This is a genomic window from Enterobacter cloacae subsp. cloacae ATCC 13047 (assembly GCF_000025565.1).
GTDB lineage: Bacteria > Pseudomonadota > Gammaproteobacteria > Enterobacterales > Enterobacteriaceae > Enterobacter > Enterobacter cloacae.
The window spans coordinates 472219-485590 of sequence record NC_014121.1; the positions used below are offsets into that span (position 1 = coordinate 472219).

Here is a 13372-nt window from a genome sequence, read left to right on the forward strand (position 1 = left end):
GAAAGGTGATATTCTCACCACAACACAAAACAGGTGACTTAATGAACAAGAAAACCAAACGAACCTTCCCCCCTGAGTTCAGGCTGGAATGTGCACAGCTGATTGTTGATAAGGGCTACTCATATCGACAGGCCAGTGAAGCGATGAATGTCGGTTCAACCACGCTTGAGAGCTGGGTACGCCAGCTCAGGCGAGAGCGCCAGGGGATTACGCCCTCTGCCACACCCATTACTCCAGACCAGCAACGTATCCGCGAGCTGGAAAAGCAAGTTCGCCGTCTGGAGGAACAAAATACGATATTAAAAAAGGCTACCGCGCTCTTAATGTCCGACTCGCTGAACGGTTCACGATAGCCGCCAGACTAAGTGACAGCCACACGGTTGTCAGCCTGTGTTCTGCTCTGGAAATACACCGCAGCAGTTACCGGTACTGGCGAAAACGACGCGATACGGTTAATCCGGCACGAGTCAGGTTGTGCAGCGAAATACGCCGGGCGTGGAACCAAAGTCGGGGCTCTGCGGGCGCGCGCACTCTGGCTGAAATGCTGACTCAAAACGGCGTCCCGATGAGCCGTTACCGTGCCGGGCGTCTGATGAAATATCTGAACCTGAGCAGTTGTCAGCCCGGAAAACATCAGTATAAAAATGCCCGTCAGGAGCATACCAGCCTGCCGAATCTGCTTGAGCGTCAGTTCGCAGTACCGGAGCCAGACCGGGTATGGTGTGGAGATATTACGTATCTCTGGGCAGGAAATCGCTGGTGCTATCTGGCGGTTGTTATGGATCTTTTTGCCCGCAGGGTTATCGGCTGGAGTCTGTCAGCGCATGCCGATACCGCACTGATAAGCAGTGCCCTGCGGATGGCCTATGAGACGCGTGGCCAACCCCGGGATGTCATGTTCCATAGCGACCAGGGAAGCCAGTATACAGGCCTTAAATATCAACAACTTCTCTGGCGTTGCAGAATAAATCAAAGCGTCAGTCGGCGGGGAAACTGCTGGGATAACAGCCCCATGGAACGCTTCTTCCGCAGTCTGAAAACAGAATGGGTGCCAACGAATGGTTACGCAGGCAAGGACGAGGCCCGGCAGCAAATTAATGATTACATATTGAACTACTACAACAGCGTCAGACCTCACCATTATAACGGTGGGCTGACGCCGGAAGAGTCAGAGAACAGATACCATTTTTACTGTAAAACTGTGGCCAGTATTACTTGACCACTACATCATCGTGATAACAGCCTGCGCACCGGCTTCTTTTAAGGATTTTAATGAATCAGCAAGGGACACCCCTCTGGTTCCCGGGCAGGGGGTAAATATCAGCCTGGCACCATTGTCCAGGGTGAGAATATCAAACGGATGAAACATCAATAAAGACTCCATACTTATTGTTATTAATCTGGTTAACGTTATGCCTTTACCCCATCCATGCTGGCTGTATCAACAGGGATAACGTCCTCAGGACATCGTCAGGGTTTGTAAGAAAGGGTGGCCGGGCGGTACCGGATTAATGTTCGTCAGATCCGGTATTACCCATTGCCTGCAGCTGCTTCTGTAATGAAAGCCGATCGATTTTATCCAGGGGAAGGCTCAGAAACAGCCGGATGCGCGTGGCAATCTGTTTTTCAACCTCCACAAAGGCGTGGTATTTCTCCGTATCGGTTCCCGCTGCTAAAGCCGGATCCCGGAAACCCCAGTGGGCTGTTATGGGGCTGCCCGGGAACACCGGACATCCTTCTCCCGCCATCCGGTCACACAGCGTAAAAATGAAATCCATTTGCGGGGCATCAGGATGCCGAAAGTTTTGCAGGTGTTTGCTTTTCAGGGATTCAGTGCTGAATCCCTGATCGTTAAGTACCCTGAGCGTCAGCGGGTGAGGTGAACTGGCCGGTTGAGTGCCGGCGCTGAATGCCCGGAATTTTCCCCCGCCAAGCTGGTTCATCAGCACTTCCGCAAACAGGCTCCGTGCCGAATTCCCTGAACACAGGAACAGGACATTGTATGTTTTACTCATCATCGCGGCTTACCTTCTGTCAGGCCGGAAAGGTATGATCGGGCTGCTCAGGTGCTGACAGCCCGACCACTGGGATTACTTCACGACACGCTGCCCCTGGGCATCAATCACCTGTTCGCCGTCCTCTTTGCTGAACGCTCCCTTTTGTGCATCCGGCAGAATATCCAGCACCACCTCAGACGGACGGCACAGCCGGGTACCCAGAGGGGTGACCACAACAGGACGATTGATCAGGATGGGATGCTGCAGCATAAAATCAATCAGCTCATCGTCACTCCATTTGTCCTCTGCCAGGCCCAGTTGCTCATAAGGCTCCACATTTTTACGCAGCAGGTCACGCACGCAGATCCCCATATCAGCGATAAGTGTGACCAGCTCAGCGCGGGCCGGCGGCGTCTCAAGGTATAAAATGACCGTGGGTTCCACACCACTGTTGCGGATCAATTCGAGGGTATTGCGGGACGTCCCGCAGGCCGGGTTATGATAAATCGTAATTGCGCTCATAAATCACTCTCTTAGGGTTTGACGGGCGCAGGTCAGTGACGACCAGTGCCGGGTTAATCAGAACGAAACGGATAAACGTAATGCCAGAGCAACCAGCGTCACAAACAGCACGGGCAGGGTCATTACGATGCCGACCCGGAAGTAATATCCCCAGGTGATCCGGATATCTTTCTGCGCCAGCACATGTAACCACAGCAGGGTGGCCAGACTGCCGATAGGGGTGATTTTGGGCCCCAGGTCGCTGCCAATGACATTGGCGTAAATCATGGCCTCTTTAATCACTCCGGTCGCGGTACTGCCATCGATAGACAGTGCTCCTACCAGGACGGTTGGCATGTTATTCATGATCGAGGAGAGGAAGGCGGTCAGGAAGCCCGTGCCCAGCGTGGCCGCCCACAGGCCCTGGCTGGCGAACTGATTAAGCACAGCAGACAGGTAGTCAGTCAGTCCGGCATTACGCAGTCCGTAGACCACCAGATACATGCCCAGGGAGAAAATCACAATCTGCCAGGGGGCTCCGCGAAGCACCTTTCCGGTATTAATCGCATGTCCTTTTTTGGCGACCAGAAACAGGATGAGTGCGCCGACGGCGGCAACTGCACTGACGGGGATCCCCAGGGGTTCAAGCCCAAAGAATCCGAGCAGTAAAAGAGCCAGAATCCCCCAGCCTGTCCGGAAGGTATTCCGATCGCGGATAGCCTCTTCCGGCGCTTTAAGGCGCGAAATTTCATAGGTCGCGGGAATATCCTTCCGGAAATACAGATGCAGCATCACCAGTGTGGCAATAATGGCCGCGATATCAACCGGCACCATAACGGACGCATATTCATTGAACCCGAGCTTAAAGAAATCCGCCGAGACGATGTTCACCAGGTTCGAAACGATGAGTGGCAGGCTGGCGGAGTCTGCGATAAATCCTGCCGCCATAACGAACGCCAGCGTGGTGCCTTTACTGAATCCCAGTGCGAGCAACATGGCGATAACGATAGGTGTCAGGATGAGCGCCGCACCGTCGTTGGCAAACAGCGCCGCTACCGCAGCACCCAGTAAAACAATCCAGGAAAACAGCCATCGTCCGCGGCCGTTACCCCAGCGTGCGACGTGCAGAGCTGCCCATTCAAAGAAACCTGATTCGTCGAGTAACAGACTGATAATAATGACCGCAATGAACGCAGCCGTCGCATTCCAGACAATATGCCAGACGGCCGGAATATCACCGGGGTGAACCACACCAGTAATCAGTGCGAGTAAGGCCCCGAGCATCGCGCTCCAGCCTATTCCCAGCCCCCGGGGTTGCCAGATGACCAGTACAATGGTCAGAATAAAAATAGCTGCAGCCAGCCACATAAAGCCTCCTGTCGGGCAGGACTCTTCCTGCCCGTATTTATTATTTTCCTGCCTGACGGGTAAGACGTTTGAGTTGTTCAATACCTGTCGGCTCTTCCTGCTGCAGAGGGATCAGCGCCATGCGTGAGGCCAGCTCCGTCCTGACCTTATTGATCTGAGCAGCTTCGTGTGCAGCCCTTGTTAATAACAGCGGTGACGTTGTTTCTGTTGCGACCAGACTGTTATTGATGAGCCATGCCCAGGGTTCAATACCGGCCCGACGTAAATCCTCCTGTAAACCGGCAGCTTCGAGAACAGGAGTGGTTTCAGGCAGGGTTACGAGCATGATTTTGGTTCGCTCAGGATCCTGCAACTGCATCATTGGCGTCAGATAATGCCCTTTTTCGCCCATTCGTTTTACCACTTCACGATGGTAGGCTCCCGTGGCATCCAGCAGTAACAGGGTGTGGCCTGTCGGGGCGGTATCCATGACCACAAAACGTTTCCCGGCCTCCCTGATCACACGGGAAAATGCCTGGAATACCGCGATTTCCTCCGTGCAGGGGGAACGTAAATCTTCTTCCAGTAACGCCCGTCCCTGTGGGTCCAGCTCCTTTCCTTTGGTGGCAAGAACATGTTCCCGGTAACGCGCAGTCTCGGCATGCGGATCGATACGACTGACCTGGAGATGAGGCAGTTGTCCGTTAAGCGTGCTTTCAAGGTGTGCTGCGGGATCCGATGTGGTGAGATGGACATCAAACCCTTTATCAGCGAGGGCCACGGCCACAGCGGCGGCCAGCGTTGTTTTTCCCACGCCGCCTTTGCCCATCAGCATCACCAGACCATGTCCGCCACGGGCAATATCATCAATCAGCATTTCCAGGGACGGTACGGAGAGAGGCTCTGACACGGGTTTCGCTGCGGGCAGTGAGCATGGCTTATTTTCTCCCGTCAGCAAACGGCGAAGCGCCGTCACGCCAACCAGGTTTTCCTGCTGAAGGCTTAACCTGTCCGTCGGAAGCGATGCAAGCACCTGCGGCATGTGAGAAAGAATACGTTGTTCACGCTGATACAGTGCGCTGGCAAGACTGTCCTCTGAGGCTTCTCCGGCAGGCATGATCCCGTTTATGACCAGGTACTGGTGCTTGAGACCGACATGCAACAGTTCATCATGCGTGCGGGCAACTTCAGCCAGCGTTGACTGCTGAGCGCGGGCGACCAGGATTAACCGTGTCTTTTCCCCGTCTGCCAGCACCGATAATGCATGCGAGTAACGTTCCCGCTGTTTTTCCAGTCCGGCCAGCGGCCCAAGGCAGGATGCACCGTCAGGATTCGTCTCGATAAAACTGCTCCAGGCACCTGGCAGCTGTAGCAGACGAATGGTATGCCCTGTAGGGGCGGTATCAAAAATCACATGGTCAAAATCATTCAGTAACGCGTCGTCGGTCAGCAGCCCGGTGAACTCATCAAAGGCGGCAATTTCTGTTGTGCAGGCACCGGACAACTGTTCTTCAATGCTGCGGACGACATCTTCGGGCAAAATCCCTTTAACCGGATCAACGATGCGGGCACGATACTGTTGCGCCGCCGCCTGCGGATCGATTTCCAGCGCAGTGAGTCCGGGTACGTCAGAGATGACCGTCAGGGTGTTACCAATCTGCTGCCCGAAGACCTGGCCCACATTGGACGCGGGATCGGTACTGACCAGCAGGATGCGTTTGCCCTCATCAGCCAGACGAATAGCGGTTGCGCAGGAAAGCGAGGTTTTTCCGACGCCTCCTTTCCCCGTAAAAAAGAGAAACTTCGGGATAGTGTTGAGATAATTCATCATAAGCTCCTGTCCGGTTGGGTTCAGCAACATGACGTGTTGCCGCCACAGCAGCTTTTCCCCGGTGCCATGCCTGTTTTCTCCTGATTAAGCCCAAACCAGCGAGCCAGATCCTGCCGTGTCGGATAGCGACCAGACAGGACAAACTCGCCATCCAGCAAAATTAACGGCAGGCTTTCAGCACCGGAGCGCTCAAGAAAGGCTTTAACTGACGGATTCTCAGCAAATGCCAGAGGTTGCTGCGACAGGTTAAAACGTTCCACCGACACACCCTGCTGTTTCAGCCACGTGACGTCTGCGGAAAATGACACCAGAGCCTGGTCCACTTCCGTCCCGCACACACCCGAACTGCAGCAAAGTGCCGGGTCATACACTGACAGTGTTTTCATTCTCTATTCCTTCAGGTTTCCGTTAAAAAATGGTTTCACCGATCCGGTTCAGTTCAGCCTGAAGACGCTCCTCAGGGCCCGACAGGACTGATGGCGCAAGCAACAGAAAGGCTTCAATCCGGCGACGAAGAATATGCCAGGCCTGTTCGAAAGCGGCATCGATCTCCTCATCACTTCCTGTAGTCTTATCAGGATCCTCGACTCCCCAGTGTGCCCTCACCGCCGGAGCCAGATACGCAGGACAGGTTTCACCCGCCGCATTCCCGCACACCGTGATCACCACATCCGGGGTCACAGGGAGGTTGTTCCACGATTTGCTGTAATACCCATCCGTGGGTATCCCTTCTTTCCTGAGAAGAGCAAGAGCGCGGGGATGGACTTCACCTTTAGGCTGACTGCCTGCGCTGAAGGCGTGGTGCGCTTCCGGTGAAAGCGCATTAAACGTCGCTTCGGCCAGAATGGAACGACAGGAATTACCGGTACACAGAAAAAGAATATTCATAACATCACCATATAAATTCGTTAAAACATATATGTATGGATAAATTTTTTAATTTGTTAAAGACAAACCGCTCTGCCGCCGGTTGTGGCGCTGTTGCGGGCAATCCGCCCGGCCAGAAGCGAAATATCCTCTTTCTGACTGAGATAAGCCTGTTCAATGACAGCTGCCGCCCAGGCGGGCATATGCGCTGAAAGCCGGTAGTGGATCCATTTGCCTTCGCGGCGGTCAATAAGCAGTCCACTTTCCCGTAGCATGGAGAGATGGCGGGATATTTTGGGCTGAGATTCCTCAAGCGTTCCGCAAAGCTCACAAACACAGAGTTCTCCTGACGCCCTGAGTAACAGAACGATTTTCAGGCGAGTTTCATCCGAGAGATTCTTGAAAAGCTGAAGCGCAGTAATCGGGGCCATAAATACTCCGGGGTTTTATTAGACTTCATCTTAGTCTTCGCTGTATTGATGTCAATAACATATTCGATTTAATGAATATGAATGACTATAATCAATAAGACTGAGCAAGGGAGGTCACAATGCGTATCGAAAAAGTCACTGGCTGGCTATTCAGGCTGATCCCGGAACGCGTTTTTGACGCGTTATCCGGGATCGTATGTGCGGAAATGGATGGTATTGCGCGTGACCGTCTGCCGGAACAGACTGAGCGGAAGGCCACACTCCCTGCAGCAGGGCAAGAGCGGCGAAAAAGAAATAACTGACCGGATGCTGTCAGCCCGTCACATCGTCGGGCCCCCTGAATTGACCTCAGTCTGCCGTGAGGCCCTCAGGCGAATCCGACAGCATCTCTCCGGCAATTACGGACATATCAAGAGAACGCTTTAATGGTGCAACCGACAGGCTCACTACCTTGCCTGATGAAGGCATGGAAGATGCATGAACACGAACTTTATTGCTGGTTACTCAGACAAACGGGTAATCAGGCTGATACTGATGATCTGATACAGGAAACCTTCCTCCGGGCAATACGTCAACAGAGAAAATTCTGTTCCATTGTAAATACAAGAGCCTGGCTGTTTGAGGTTGCCCGGCATCTGGTTATTGATAAAAGCCGGCGGCAGCGCCCATATCAGCCTCTCCACGATGGTGTATGCATACAGGATAATGCCCCTGAAACTGTCGATTCACTCGCTGAATGTCTGCCCCGTATACTGGATAAAATGACAGAGGATGATCGAACTATCCTTACTCTTTGCGATCTGGAAGGGATGAAACAGGCCGATTTTGCAGACCGAAGCGGTCTCACGCTTGCTGCAACCAAATCGAGATTATTACGGGCGAGAGAGAGATTGCATAAGAAACTCTCCAGTGATTGTCAGGTCAGACTGGATGAGTATGGTCGGGTATGTTGTTTTACTCCCCGATGAAGACTTCCGGACTCAGAAAGAAACTATTTCTGTTGCACTGCATATGTATATTGCACAGGTGGTTACGTTATCAGAATAGAGAATGTAGCGAAATCCTGCTCAGGTTAACATTTCTCAGCAAGGGAAATTAAATCGAGAAAACCGGCATCCTTTTCTGTTAAACAGCGTCTTCCAAAGTAACAACCATCGTGAGGCCTGTTCGTTATGTTCCAGATTTTCACAGATTTTGCCACCTGGCTGGTCTATCAACGACTTAATCTGAGTCCTGCCACCAAACTGGGGGATGCGCTCCATTTTTTTGTCGAAGACGTGAGCAAGATTTTCGTTCTGTTGCTGGTCTTGATCTACTTCGTAGCCATGTTACGGGCATCGCTGGATGTCGGGAGGGTAAGAGATTATCTTGCAGGTAAACATCGGGGGGTGGGGTATTTACTGGGATCCTGCTTCGGTGCCATTACCCCGTTCTGCTCCTGCTCAAGTATCCCGGTATTTCTGGGATTTACTTCGGCTGGTATTCCCCTCGGAATTACCATGGCCTTTCTCATCACCTCCCCACTTATCAATGAAGTCGCCGTCCTGCTTCTGGTCAGCCTGCTCGGATGGAGGTTCACGCTCATTTATATTGTTGTCGGAATGGCTGTTGGTATAGCTGGCGGTGCTTTTCTTGATCGGATTAAGGCCGAACGCTGGTTAGCCGACTTTGCCGCTGACGCCCTCAGAGACGGGCAGCAACATCAAACTGCTGTGATCCGACAATCTACCGGGACACCGCATATGTCTCTCTCAAAGCGACATGCCTTTGCTAAAGATGAAACGCTCACCATTTTTAAACGTGTCTGGCTCTGGGTCATTCTCGGTGTAGGACTTGGCGCTGCACTGCATGGATTTGTGCCGGACGGATGGATCGCATCGCATCTTGGTGCCGGTCAGTGGTGGAGCGTTCCGGTAGCCGTACTGGTTGGCATACCACTCTATTCCAATGCGACCGGTGTGATCCCCGTGATGGAAAGCCTGATTACTAACGGCCTGCCAGTGGGTACAGCACTGGCTTTTTGCATGAGCACTGTCGCAGTCAGCTTCCCTGAGTTCGTTCTGCTCAAACAAGTGATGAAGTGGCAATTACTCTGCATCCTGCTGTTGCTGTTGTTGACCTCATTCACACTGGTTGGCTGGGTTTTTAACGTCGTATTCCCGCTGGTTTCCTGAGGAGGATTATAAAATGAAGCATGTAAAAGTACTGGGTACAGGTTGTTCCAGTTGTAAAACAACCATCCGGCTTATCCAGCAAGTAGCTGATGAGCGAGGCGTCGCTATTCAGCTTGAAAAAGTGGAGTCACTACCTGAAATAATGAAATACAAAGTGATGTCGACACCGGCAGTCGTCATTAATGACATCGTTGTACACGCCGGAGGAATACCGTCAAAAGACATTATCGAAAGCTGGCTCTGATCTGCAGGATGTGAACCCTGCAGATCAGAGAGAGATGTAAAGATCAGGCCCGGAGCTTATGTCTTCACCTCCGGGTCGCTCTAACGCAGCAGATAAAATTCAAACTCTGATTATTCGTTCAAACTCTGACGCTCCGCTTCAAGCCCTAGGATCCGGAGGCACATCTGCTCAATAAGCTCAGGAGTAAACGTTTTTTTAAAACGAGCGATGACTTCAGCGTCAGTGTCATCCATATATTTTAAGGGCTTCTTAAATGCCATGATGCTAAGCCGGGCAAGCGCCAGAAGTTCAGCAGTCATAAGGGCTTTCTGCATATTGTCGCCTTTCCTTCCCGATTCAGGGTTCTAATAACCATCTGGAATTAAGCGTTCCCGGAGTTTCCTCCGGGTGTCGGCTTATCTGAGCATTAACAGGGGGACACGGGTCTGTTCGATCATCGCAGTGGTGTTACTGCCGATGAAAAAACGTCGCAGGGAAGAGTGGCCATATGCACCCATGACAATCAGATCCACATTGTTGTCTGAGGCGTAACGGCAGAGCGCCTCCGGTACCGAACGCCCTTCAGCTAACCGGGATATCGCACTGATACCTGAGGTCTGCAGACTACGCCGCGCCTCTTCGAGAGTATGAGCATCTCCGTTAACCATAACGACATGGCACTCCATTCCTAACAGCAGGGGACTGAGCGTAAGACGACGCAGGTTTCTCCGGCTTTCCTCGCTGCCATCAAACGCAAACATGGCTTTTGAAGGGGGAGTAAAAGTTTCCGGTACAATCAATACCGGCTTTTTCTGCAGGCGGATAATACTCTCCAGATTACTGCCAACCGGGTTCTGTGTCCCCCGGCGCCCGAGTATCATCAGGCGAATATCCTTCAGATCAGCCAGGATGATATCCAGTGCTCCATGTTTCTGAAGTTGCTGAACATCCGGGATACCGATCTGGCTGAGCAGTTCCGCGCATCCGGCAAGAATGGCGCGTCCCTGAGTCATCAACAGGCGGTTGCGCTCCCCTTCTATCCGGACAAGCTCCTGCGTCAGTTGCTCCCGGCTGTCAATACCGATAGCCCCTGTCAGGTCCGAAACAGCCGGTTGTTCGTTTTTTTCCAGCACATGCAGCAGGGCAAGAGGAACGTCAAGCTTTCCTGCAACCCAGGCCGCATATTCACACACAGCGCGTGTAGATGACGATCCATCCACGCAGGCAATAATGGTGTTGTTCATATCATTAATTCCTGACATTAATGACCTCCCATCAGTTTTTCGACTTCTTCGGGTTTATCGTGAACACCAAAGCGATCAACGATAGTACGGGTTGCTTCGTTCATCCCGCGGATCTCAACTTCAGTTCCTTCTCTGCGGAATTTAATCACCACCTTATCCAGTGCGCTGACAGACGTGATATCCCAGAAATGGGCTTGCGCAACATCAATGACAACTTTCTCTACCGCTTCGCGAAAATCAAAATACGCCATAAAGCGGTCGGCGGAGGCAAAAAACACCTGTCCGGTGACCTTATAGAACCGGGTATCCTTCTTCAGTTCTGAAGAGACAACCAGAAAACGCGCCACTTTAGTGGCAAAATTCAGGGAAGCGATCAGGACACCAGTCAGTACCCCGAATGCCAGATTATGAGTGGCCACCACCACCACGACCGTTGCCAGCATCACCACGCTGGTAGAAATTGGATGGCTTTTAAGATCTGCAACTGAACGCCATGAAAAGGTACCAATCGAAACCATGATCATCACGGCGACCAGTGCGGCCATAGGGATTTGGGAGACCAGGTCCCTGAGGAATACCACCATGCACAGCAGGACCACACCGGCAGTAAGGGTGGAAAGGCGGCCCCGCCCGCCAGATTTTACGTTAATAACGGATTGTCCAATCATTGCACAGCCCGCCATTCCCCCGATAAAGGGTGTGCAGATATTGGCGATGCCCTGAGCCTTGCATTCCCTGTTTTTGTCACTGGGTGTATCCGTCATATCGTCCACAATAGTGGCCGTCATCATTGATTCCAGTAACCCTACAACGGCGAGGCCTGCGGAGTACGGGAGAATAATCAGGAGGGTATCGAGATTCAGCGGGATATCTGGCAACAGGAAGACCGGCAGACTGTCAGGCAGTTTGCCCATATCCCCGACAGTACGAACGTCCAGATGTAACCACATGGCAATCGCCGTCAGCACCACGATACAGACAAGGGGTGAGGGGATTGTTTTATTCAGATACGGGAAAAGGTAGATGATGGCGAGACCACCTGCTGTCATGGCATAAACATGCCAGGTCACATTGGTGAGTTCAGGTAGCTGCGCCATGAAAATCAGGATCGCGAGTGCATTAACGAATCCGGTCACCACGGAGCGTGAGACGAAGCGCATAAGCCCGCCGAGCTTCAGATAGCCAGCTATCAGCTGGAATACGCCGGTCAGTATGGAGGCCGCCAGTAAGTACTGCAGACCATGGTCTTTCACCAGGGTCACCATCAGGAGCGCCATTGCCCCCGTGGATGAAGATATCATCGCCGGGCGACCACCAAAGAAGGCCATAACCAGCGGGATACAGAAGGCGGAGTAAAGTCCCACCTGAGGATCAACACCGGCAATAATGGAAAAGGCGATCGCTTCAGGAATGAGTGCGAGCGCGACAACAATACCAGCCAGCACGTCACCACGGACGTTACCCAGCCAGTCCCTACGCGTCGAGGACAGCAACATAGTAATTTCTCAATTTTTAGATGGAGTTAGCCCCGGAGGACATAAGTTTCAAATACGATAAAACACATCCGCAGACGGGATGTTATTGCGTGCGTTCTGAGGCTCGCTCAGTACGGCGGAGGAAGGAAAAACTCAGGGTGGCGTAATGCGCATGATCAGCAGGTAAATCCTCGAAAGCAGGTACTCAGCCCTTAGTGAACAGAATAAGCCAGCGTAATGTACTTTAGTGCTGACCACATGCTCTGCAGGATGCAGAGTCTCTCTACTATAAACGAAAATACAACACGATCAATGCACAGGCTCCGTATGGGCAGTTCAGGCACCAGAATATGACTGTCGGTGATCAAGGTAACCGCATGCATGTCTTGATATCAGAACGATTACGTTTCCAGAACATACCCTACGCTGATTAAAAAGCGGTCTTACCGTACAATAATTTTCTATATCTAAACTGCCCCCTGTAACATCGACCTTTTCCCGCAGGGTTGAAAAATCTCCCTCAGATGGCCAGTTACAGGGGATATCGCGGACTTTTGCTATTAATTAAACCTGTCGCGATGCTGTCAGAACTTACAATGTGACAGAGAGACACAGCGAGTGAAGAGGGAAATCATTTTGACGCTTTTCGAGCTACGAGTGGTGCTAACCGGAATATTACCCCCTGATTTTTCAGGAGGACGTTATTTTTCTGTGATGTGAATCTAATCTATTTTTAACAGATATCCTTCCCGTGGTCTTCTCAGGATAATCGCATGAAAAATGTACTTGTTTTCTTTAACTCTCAACCCGCTGAATTAGTAAAAACCCTGAGGGAAGTCAATATCATCAGGCGCGTATACCCGAACGGGGAAGAAGCTCATCTCAAAATCATGCTTTCCGGCATGCACTCCGTTGGACGAAAGAAATGTGAGATTTTCATAGCATCAGACAGAGACCTGAAGCATGACGAAATTATAACTGCTGCGAATACTCTGCTGTGAACTGAACCTTTATCGTATCAGGGGATTTACAGCTACGGATACGATGAATTTTCGTTAAGATATCCGAAAACTCCGGATGTCTCAGACTGCAAGCGTTGAACTCTGATGTCAGCACTTTAATTGAGTCACAGATAGTATCCGCGTTCCTTCCCTTCATCTTCCCCTGCTCTGCTACACACTTACAGACTCAAGGGCAAAGCAAAAAAATCCTCCGCCGGTGAGCAGAGTATATTGCATATGCCACTTTACGAGTGTATATATGGCATATGCCAATAAGGAGC

General features: G+C 51.7%; 16 protein-coding genes. 6 read left to right on the forward strand and 10 right to left on the reverse strand.

Annotation, left to right across the window (positions count from 1 at the left end; genetic code table 11):
* Nucleotides 1–5: 5 nt before the first annotated feature.
* Nucleotides 6–1219 (forward strand): IS3 family transposase gene (locus tag ECL_RS02250; RefSeq protein WP_099516394.1). Its coding sequence is split into 2 segments (ribosomal slippage): nt 6–300 and nt 300–1219, totalling 1215 coding nucleotides; the frame shifts between segments, so codons are not numbered across the junction.
* Between the two features lie 289 nt (nt 1220–1508).
* Here ECL_RS02250 and ECL_RS02255 read toward each other — a convergent pair.
* From ECL_RS02255 to ECL_RS02285, 7 genes are all read right to left on the reverse strand, one after another.
* The gene (locus tag ECL_RS02255; RefSeq protein ID WP_007372635.1) at nt 1509–2018 is read right to left on the reverse strand and encodes an arsenate reductase ArsC; all 510 of its coding nucleotides are present in this window, start codon (nt 2016–2018) and stop codon (nt 1509–1511) included.
* Between the two features lie 72 nt (nt 2019–2090).
* Nucleotides 2091–2519, reverse strand: coding sequence for a glutaredoxin-dependent arsenate reductase (gene arsC, locus ECL_RS02260; protein WP_007372636.1), 429 nt, complete (start codon nt 2517–2519; stop codon nt 2091–2093).
* 57 nt (nt 2520–2576) lie between these two features.
* On the reverse strand, nt 2577–3866 hold the full coding sequence (locus ECL_RS02265) for an arsenical efflux pump membrane protein ArsB (RefSeq protein WP_013095195.1): 1290 nt from the start codon (nt 3864–3866) through the stop codon (nt 2577–2579).
* Between the two features lie 40 nt (nt 3867–3906).
* Nucleotides 3907–5673, reverse strand: a complete 1767-nt coding sequence (arsA, locus tag ECL_RS02270; RefSeq protein WP_013095196.1) for an arsenical pump-driving ATPase — start codon at nt 5671–5673, stop codon at nt 3907–3909.
* Between the two features lie 23 nt (nt 5674–5696).
* The gene (arsD, locus tag ECL_RS02275; RefSeq protein WP_044158970.1) at nt 5697–6062 is read right to left on the reverse strand and encodes an arsenite efflux transporter metallochaperone ArsD; all 366 of its coding nucleotides are present in this window, start codon (nt 6060–6062) and stop codon (nt 5697–5699) included.
* A 22-nt stretch (nt 6063–6084) separates the two neighbouring features.
* Nucleotides 6085–6564, reverse strand: a complete 480-nt coding sequence (locus ECL_RS02280; RefSeq protein ID WP_013095198.1) for an arsenate reductase ArsC — start codon at nt 6562–6564, stop codon at nt 6085–6087.
* Between the two features lie 56 nt (nt 6565–6620).
* On the reverse strand, nt 6621–6974 hold the full coding sequence (locus ECL_RS02285) for a metalloregulator ArsR/SmtB family transcription factor (protein ID WP_013095199.1): 354 nt from the start codon (nt 6972–6974) through the stop codon (nt 6621–6623).
* Nucleotides 6975–7093: 119 nt separating this feature from the next.
* Between ECL_RS02285 and ECL_RS02290 the strand changes: the two genes are divergently transcribed.
* From ECL_RS02290 to ECL_RS02305, 4 genes are all read left to right on the forward strand, one after another.
* A complete protein-coding gene (locus tag ECL_RS02290; RefSeq protein WP_013095200.1) occupies nt 7094–7276 on the forward strand; it encodes a hypothetical protein in 183 nt (60 codons plus the stop codon).
* A 171-nt stretch (nt 7277–7447) separates the two neighbouring features.
* Nucleotides 7448–7942, forward strand: a complete 495-nt coding sequence (locus ECL_RS27920; protein ID WP_198406523.1) for a sigma-70 family RNA polymerase sigma factor — start codon at nt 7448–7450, stop codon at nt 7940–7942.
* Nucleotides 7943–8146: 204 nt separating this feature from the next.
* Nucleotides 8147–9148, forward strand: coding sequence for a permease (locus ECL_RS02300; protein ID WP_013095204.1), 1002 nt, complete (start codon nt 8147–8149; stop codon nt 9146–9148).
* A gap of 13 nt (nt 9149–9161) precedes the next feature.
* Nucleotides 9162–9392 (forward strand): thioredoxin family protein, encoded by a 231-nt coding sequence (locus ECL_RS02305; RefSeq protein ID WP_013095205.1) that lies wholly within the window; start codon nt 9162–9164, stop codon nt 9390–9392.
* Between the two features lie 110 nt (nt 9393–9502).
* Here ECL_RS02305 and ECL_RS02310 read toward each other — a convergent pair whose 3' ends face one another.
* From ECL_RS02310 to ECL_RS02320, 3 genes are all read right to left on the reverse strand, one after another.
* A complete protein-coding gene (locus ECL_RS02310; protein ID WP_013095206.1) occupies nt 9503–9706 on the reverse strand; it encodes a hypothetical protein in 204 nt (67 codons plus the stop codon).
* An 81-nt stretch (nt 9707–9787) separates the two neighbouring features.
* Nucleotides 9788–10615 carry a universal stress protein gene (locus ECL_RS02315; protein WP_007372648.1) on the reverse strand — a complete coding sequence of 276 codons (828 nt, stop codon included), beginning with the start codon at nt 10613–10615 and terminating at the stop codon, nt 9788–9790.
* Nucleotides 10616–10632: 17 nt separating this feature from the next.
* Nucleotides 10633–12111 carry a SulP family inorganic anion transporter gene (locus ECL_RS02320; protein ID WP_013095207.1) on the reverse strand — a complete coding sequence of 493 codons (1479 nt, stop codon included), beginning with the start codon at nt 12109–12111 and terminating at the stop codon, nt 10633–10635.
* A 752-nt stretch (nt 12112–12863) separates the two neighbouring features.
* Between ECL_RS02320 and ECL_RS02325 the strand changes: the two genes are divergently transcribed.
* Nucleotides 12864–13091 (forward strand): hypothetical protein, encoded by a 228-nt coding sequence (locus ECL_RS02325; RefSeq protein ID WP_007372650.1) that lies wholly within the window; start codon nt 12864–12866, stop codon nt 13089–13091.
* Nucleotides 13092–13372 lie beyond the last annotated feature (281 nt).

Excerpts from the sequence above, each read along its gene's own strand:
- ECL_RS02255 (WP_007372635.1), bottom strand. The coding sequence starts at position 2,018 with ATGATGAGTAAAACATACAATGTCCTGTTCCTGTGTTCAGGGAATTCG.
- arsC (WP_007372636.1), bottom strand. The coding sequence starts at position 2,519 with ATGAGCGCAATTACGATTTATCATAACCCGGCCTGCGGGACGTCCCGC.
- ECL_RS02265 (WP_013095195.1), bottom strand. The coding sequence starts at position 3,866 with ATGTGGCTGGCTGCAGCTATTTTTATTCTGACCATTGTACTGGTCATC.
- arsA (WP_013095196.1), bottom strand. The coding sequence starts at position 5,673 with ATGAATTATCTCAACACTATCCCGAAGTTTCTCTTTTTTACGGGGAAA.
- arsD (WP_044158970.1), bottom strand. The coding sequence starts at position 6,062 with ATGAAAACACTGTCAGTGTATGACCCGGCACTTTGCTGCAGTTCGGGT.
- ECL_RS02280 (WP_013095198.1), bottom strand. The coding sequence starts at position 6,564 with ATGAATATTCTTTTTCTGTGTACCGGTAATTCCTGTCGTTCCATTCTG.
- ECL_RS02285 (WP_013095199.1), bottom strand. The coding sequence starts at position 6,974 with ATGGCCCCGATTACTGCGCTTCAGCTTTTCAAGAATCTCTCGGATGAA.
- ECL_RS02290 (WP_013095200.1), top strand. The coding sequence starts at position 7,094 with ATGCGTATCGAAAAAGTCACTGGCTGGCTATTCAGGCTGATCCCGGAA.
- ECL_RS27920 (WP_198406523.1), top strand. The coding sequence starts at position 7,448 with ATGCATGAACACGAACTTTATTGCTGGTTACTCAGACAAACGGGTAAT.
- ECL_RS02300 (WP_013095204.1), top strand. The coding sequence starts at position 8,147 with ATGTTCCAGATTTTCACAGATTTTGCCACCTGGCTGGTCTATCAACGA.
- ECL_RS02305 (WP_013095205.1), top strand. The coding sequence starts at position 9,162 with ATGAAGCATGTAAAAGTACTGGGTACAGGTTGTTCCAGTTGTAAAACA.
- ECL_RS02310 (WP_013095206.1), bottom strand. The coding sequence starts at position 9,706 with ATGCAGAAAGCCCTTATGACTGCTGAACTTCTGGCGCTTGCCCGGCTT.
- ECL_RS02315 (WP_007372648.1), bottom strand. The coding sequence starts at position 10,615 with ATGAACAACACCATTATTGCCTGCGTGGATGGATCGTCATCTACACGC.
- ECL_RS02320 (WP_013095207.1), bottom strand. The coding sequence starts at position 12,111 with ATGTTGCTGTCCTCGACGCGTAGGGACTGGCTGGGTAACGTCCGTGGT.
- ECL_RS02325 (WP_007372650.1), top strand. The coding sequence starts at position 12,864 with ATGAAAAATGTACTTGTTTTCTTTAACTCTCAACCCGCTGAATTAGTA.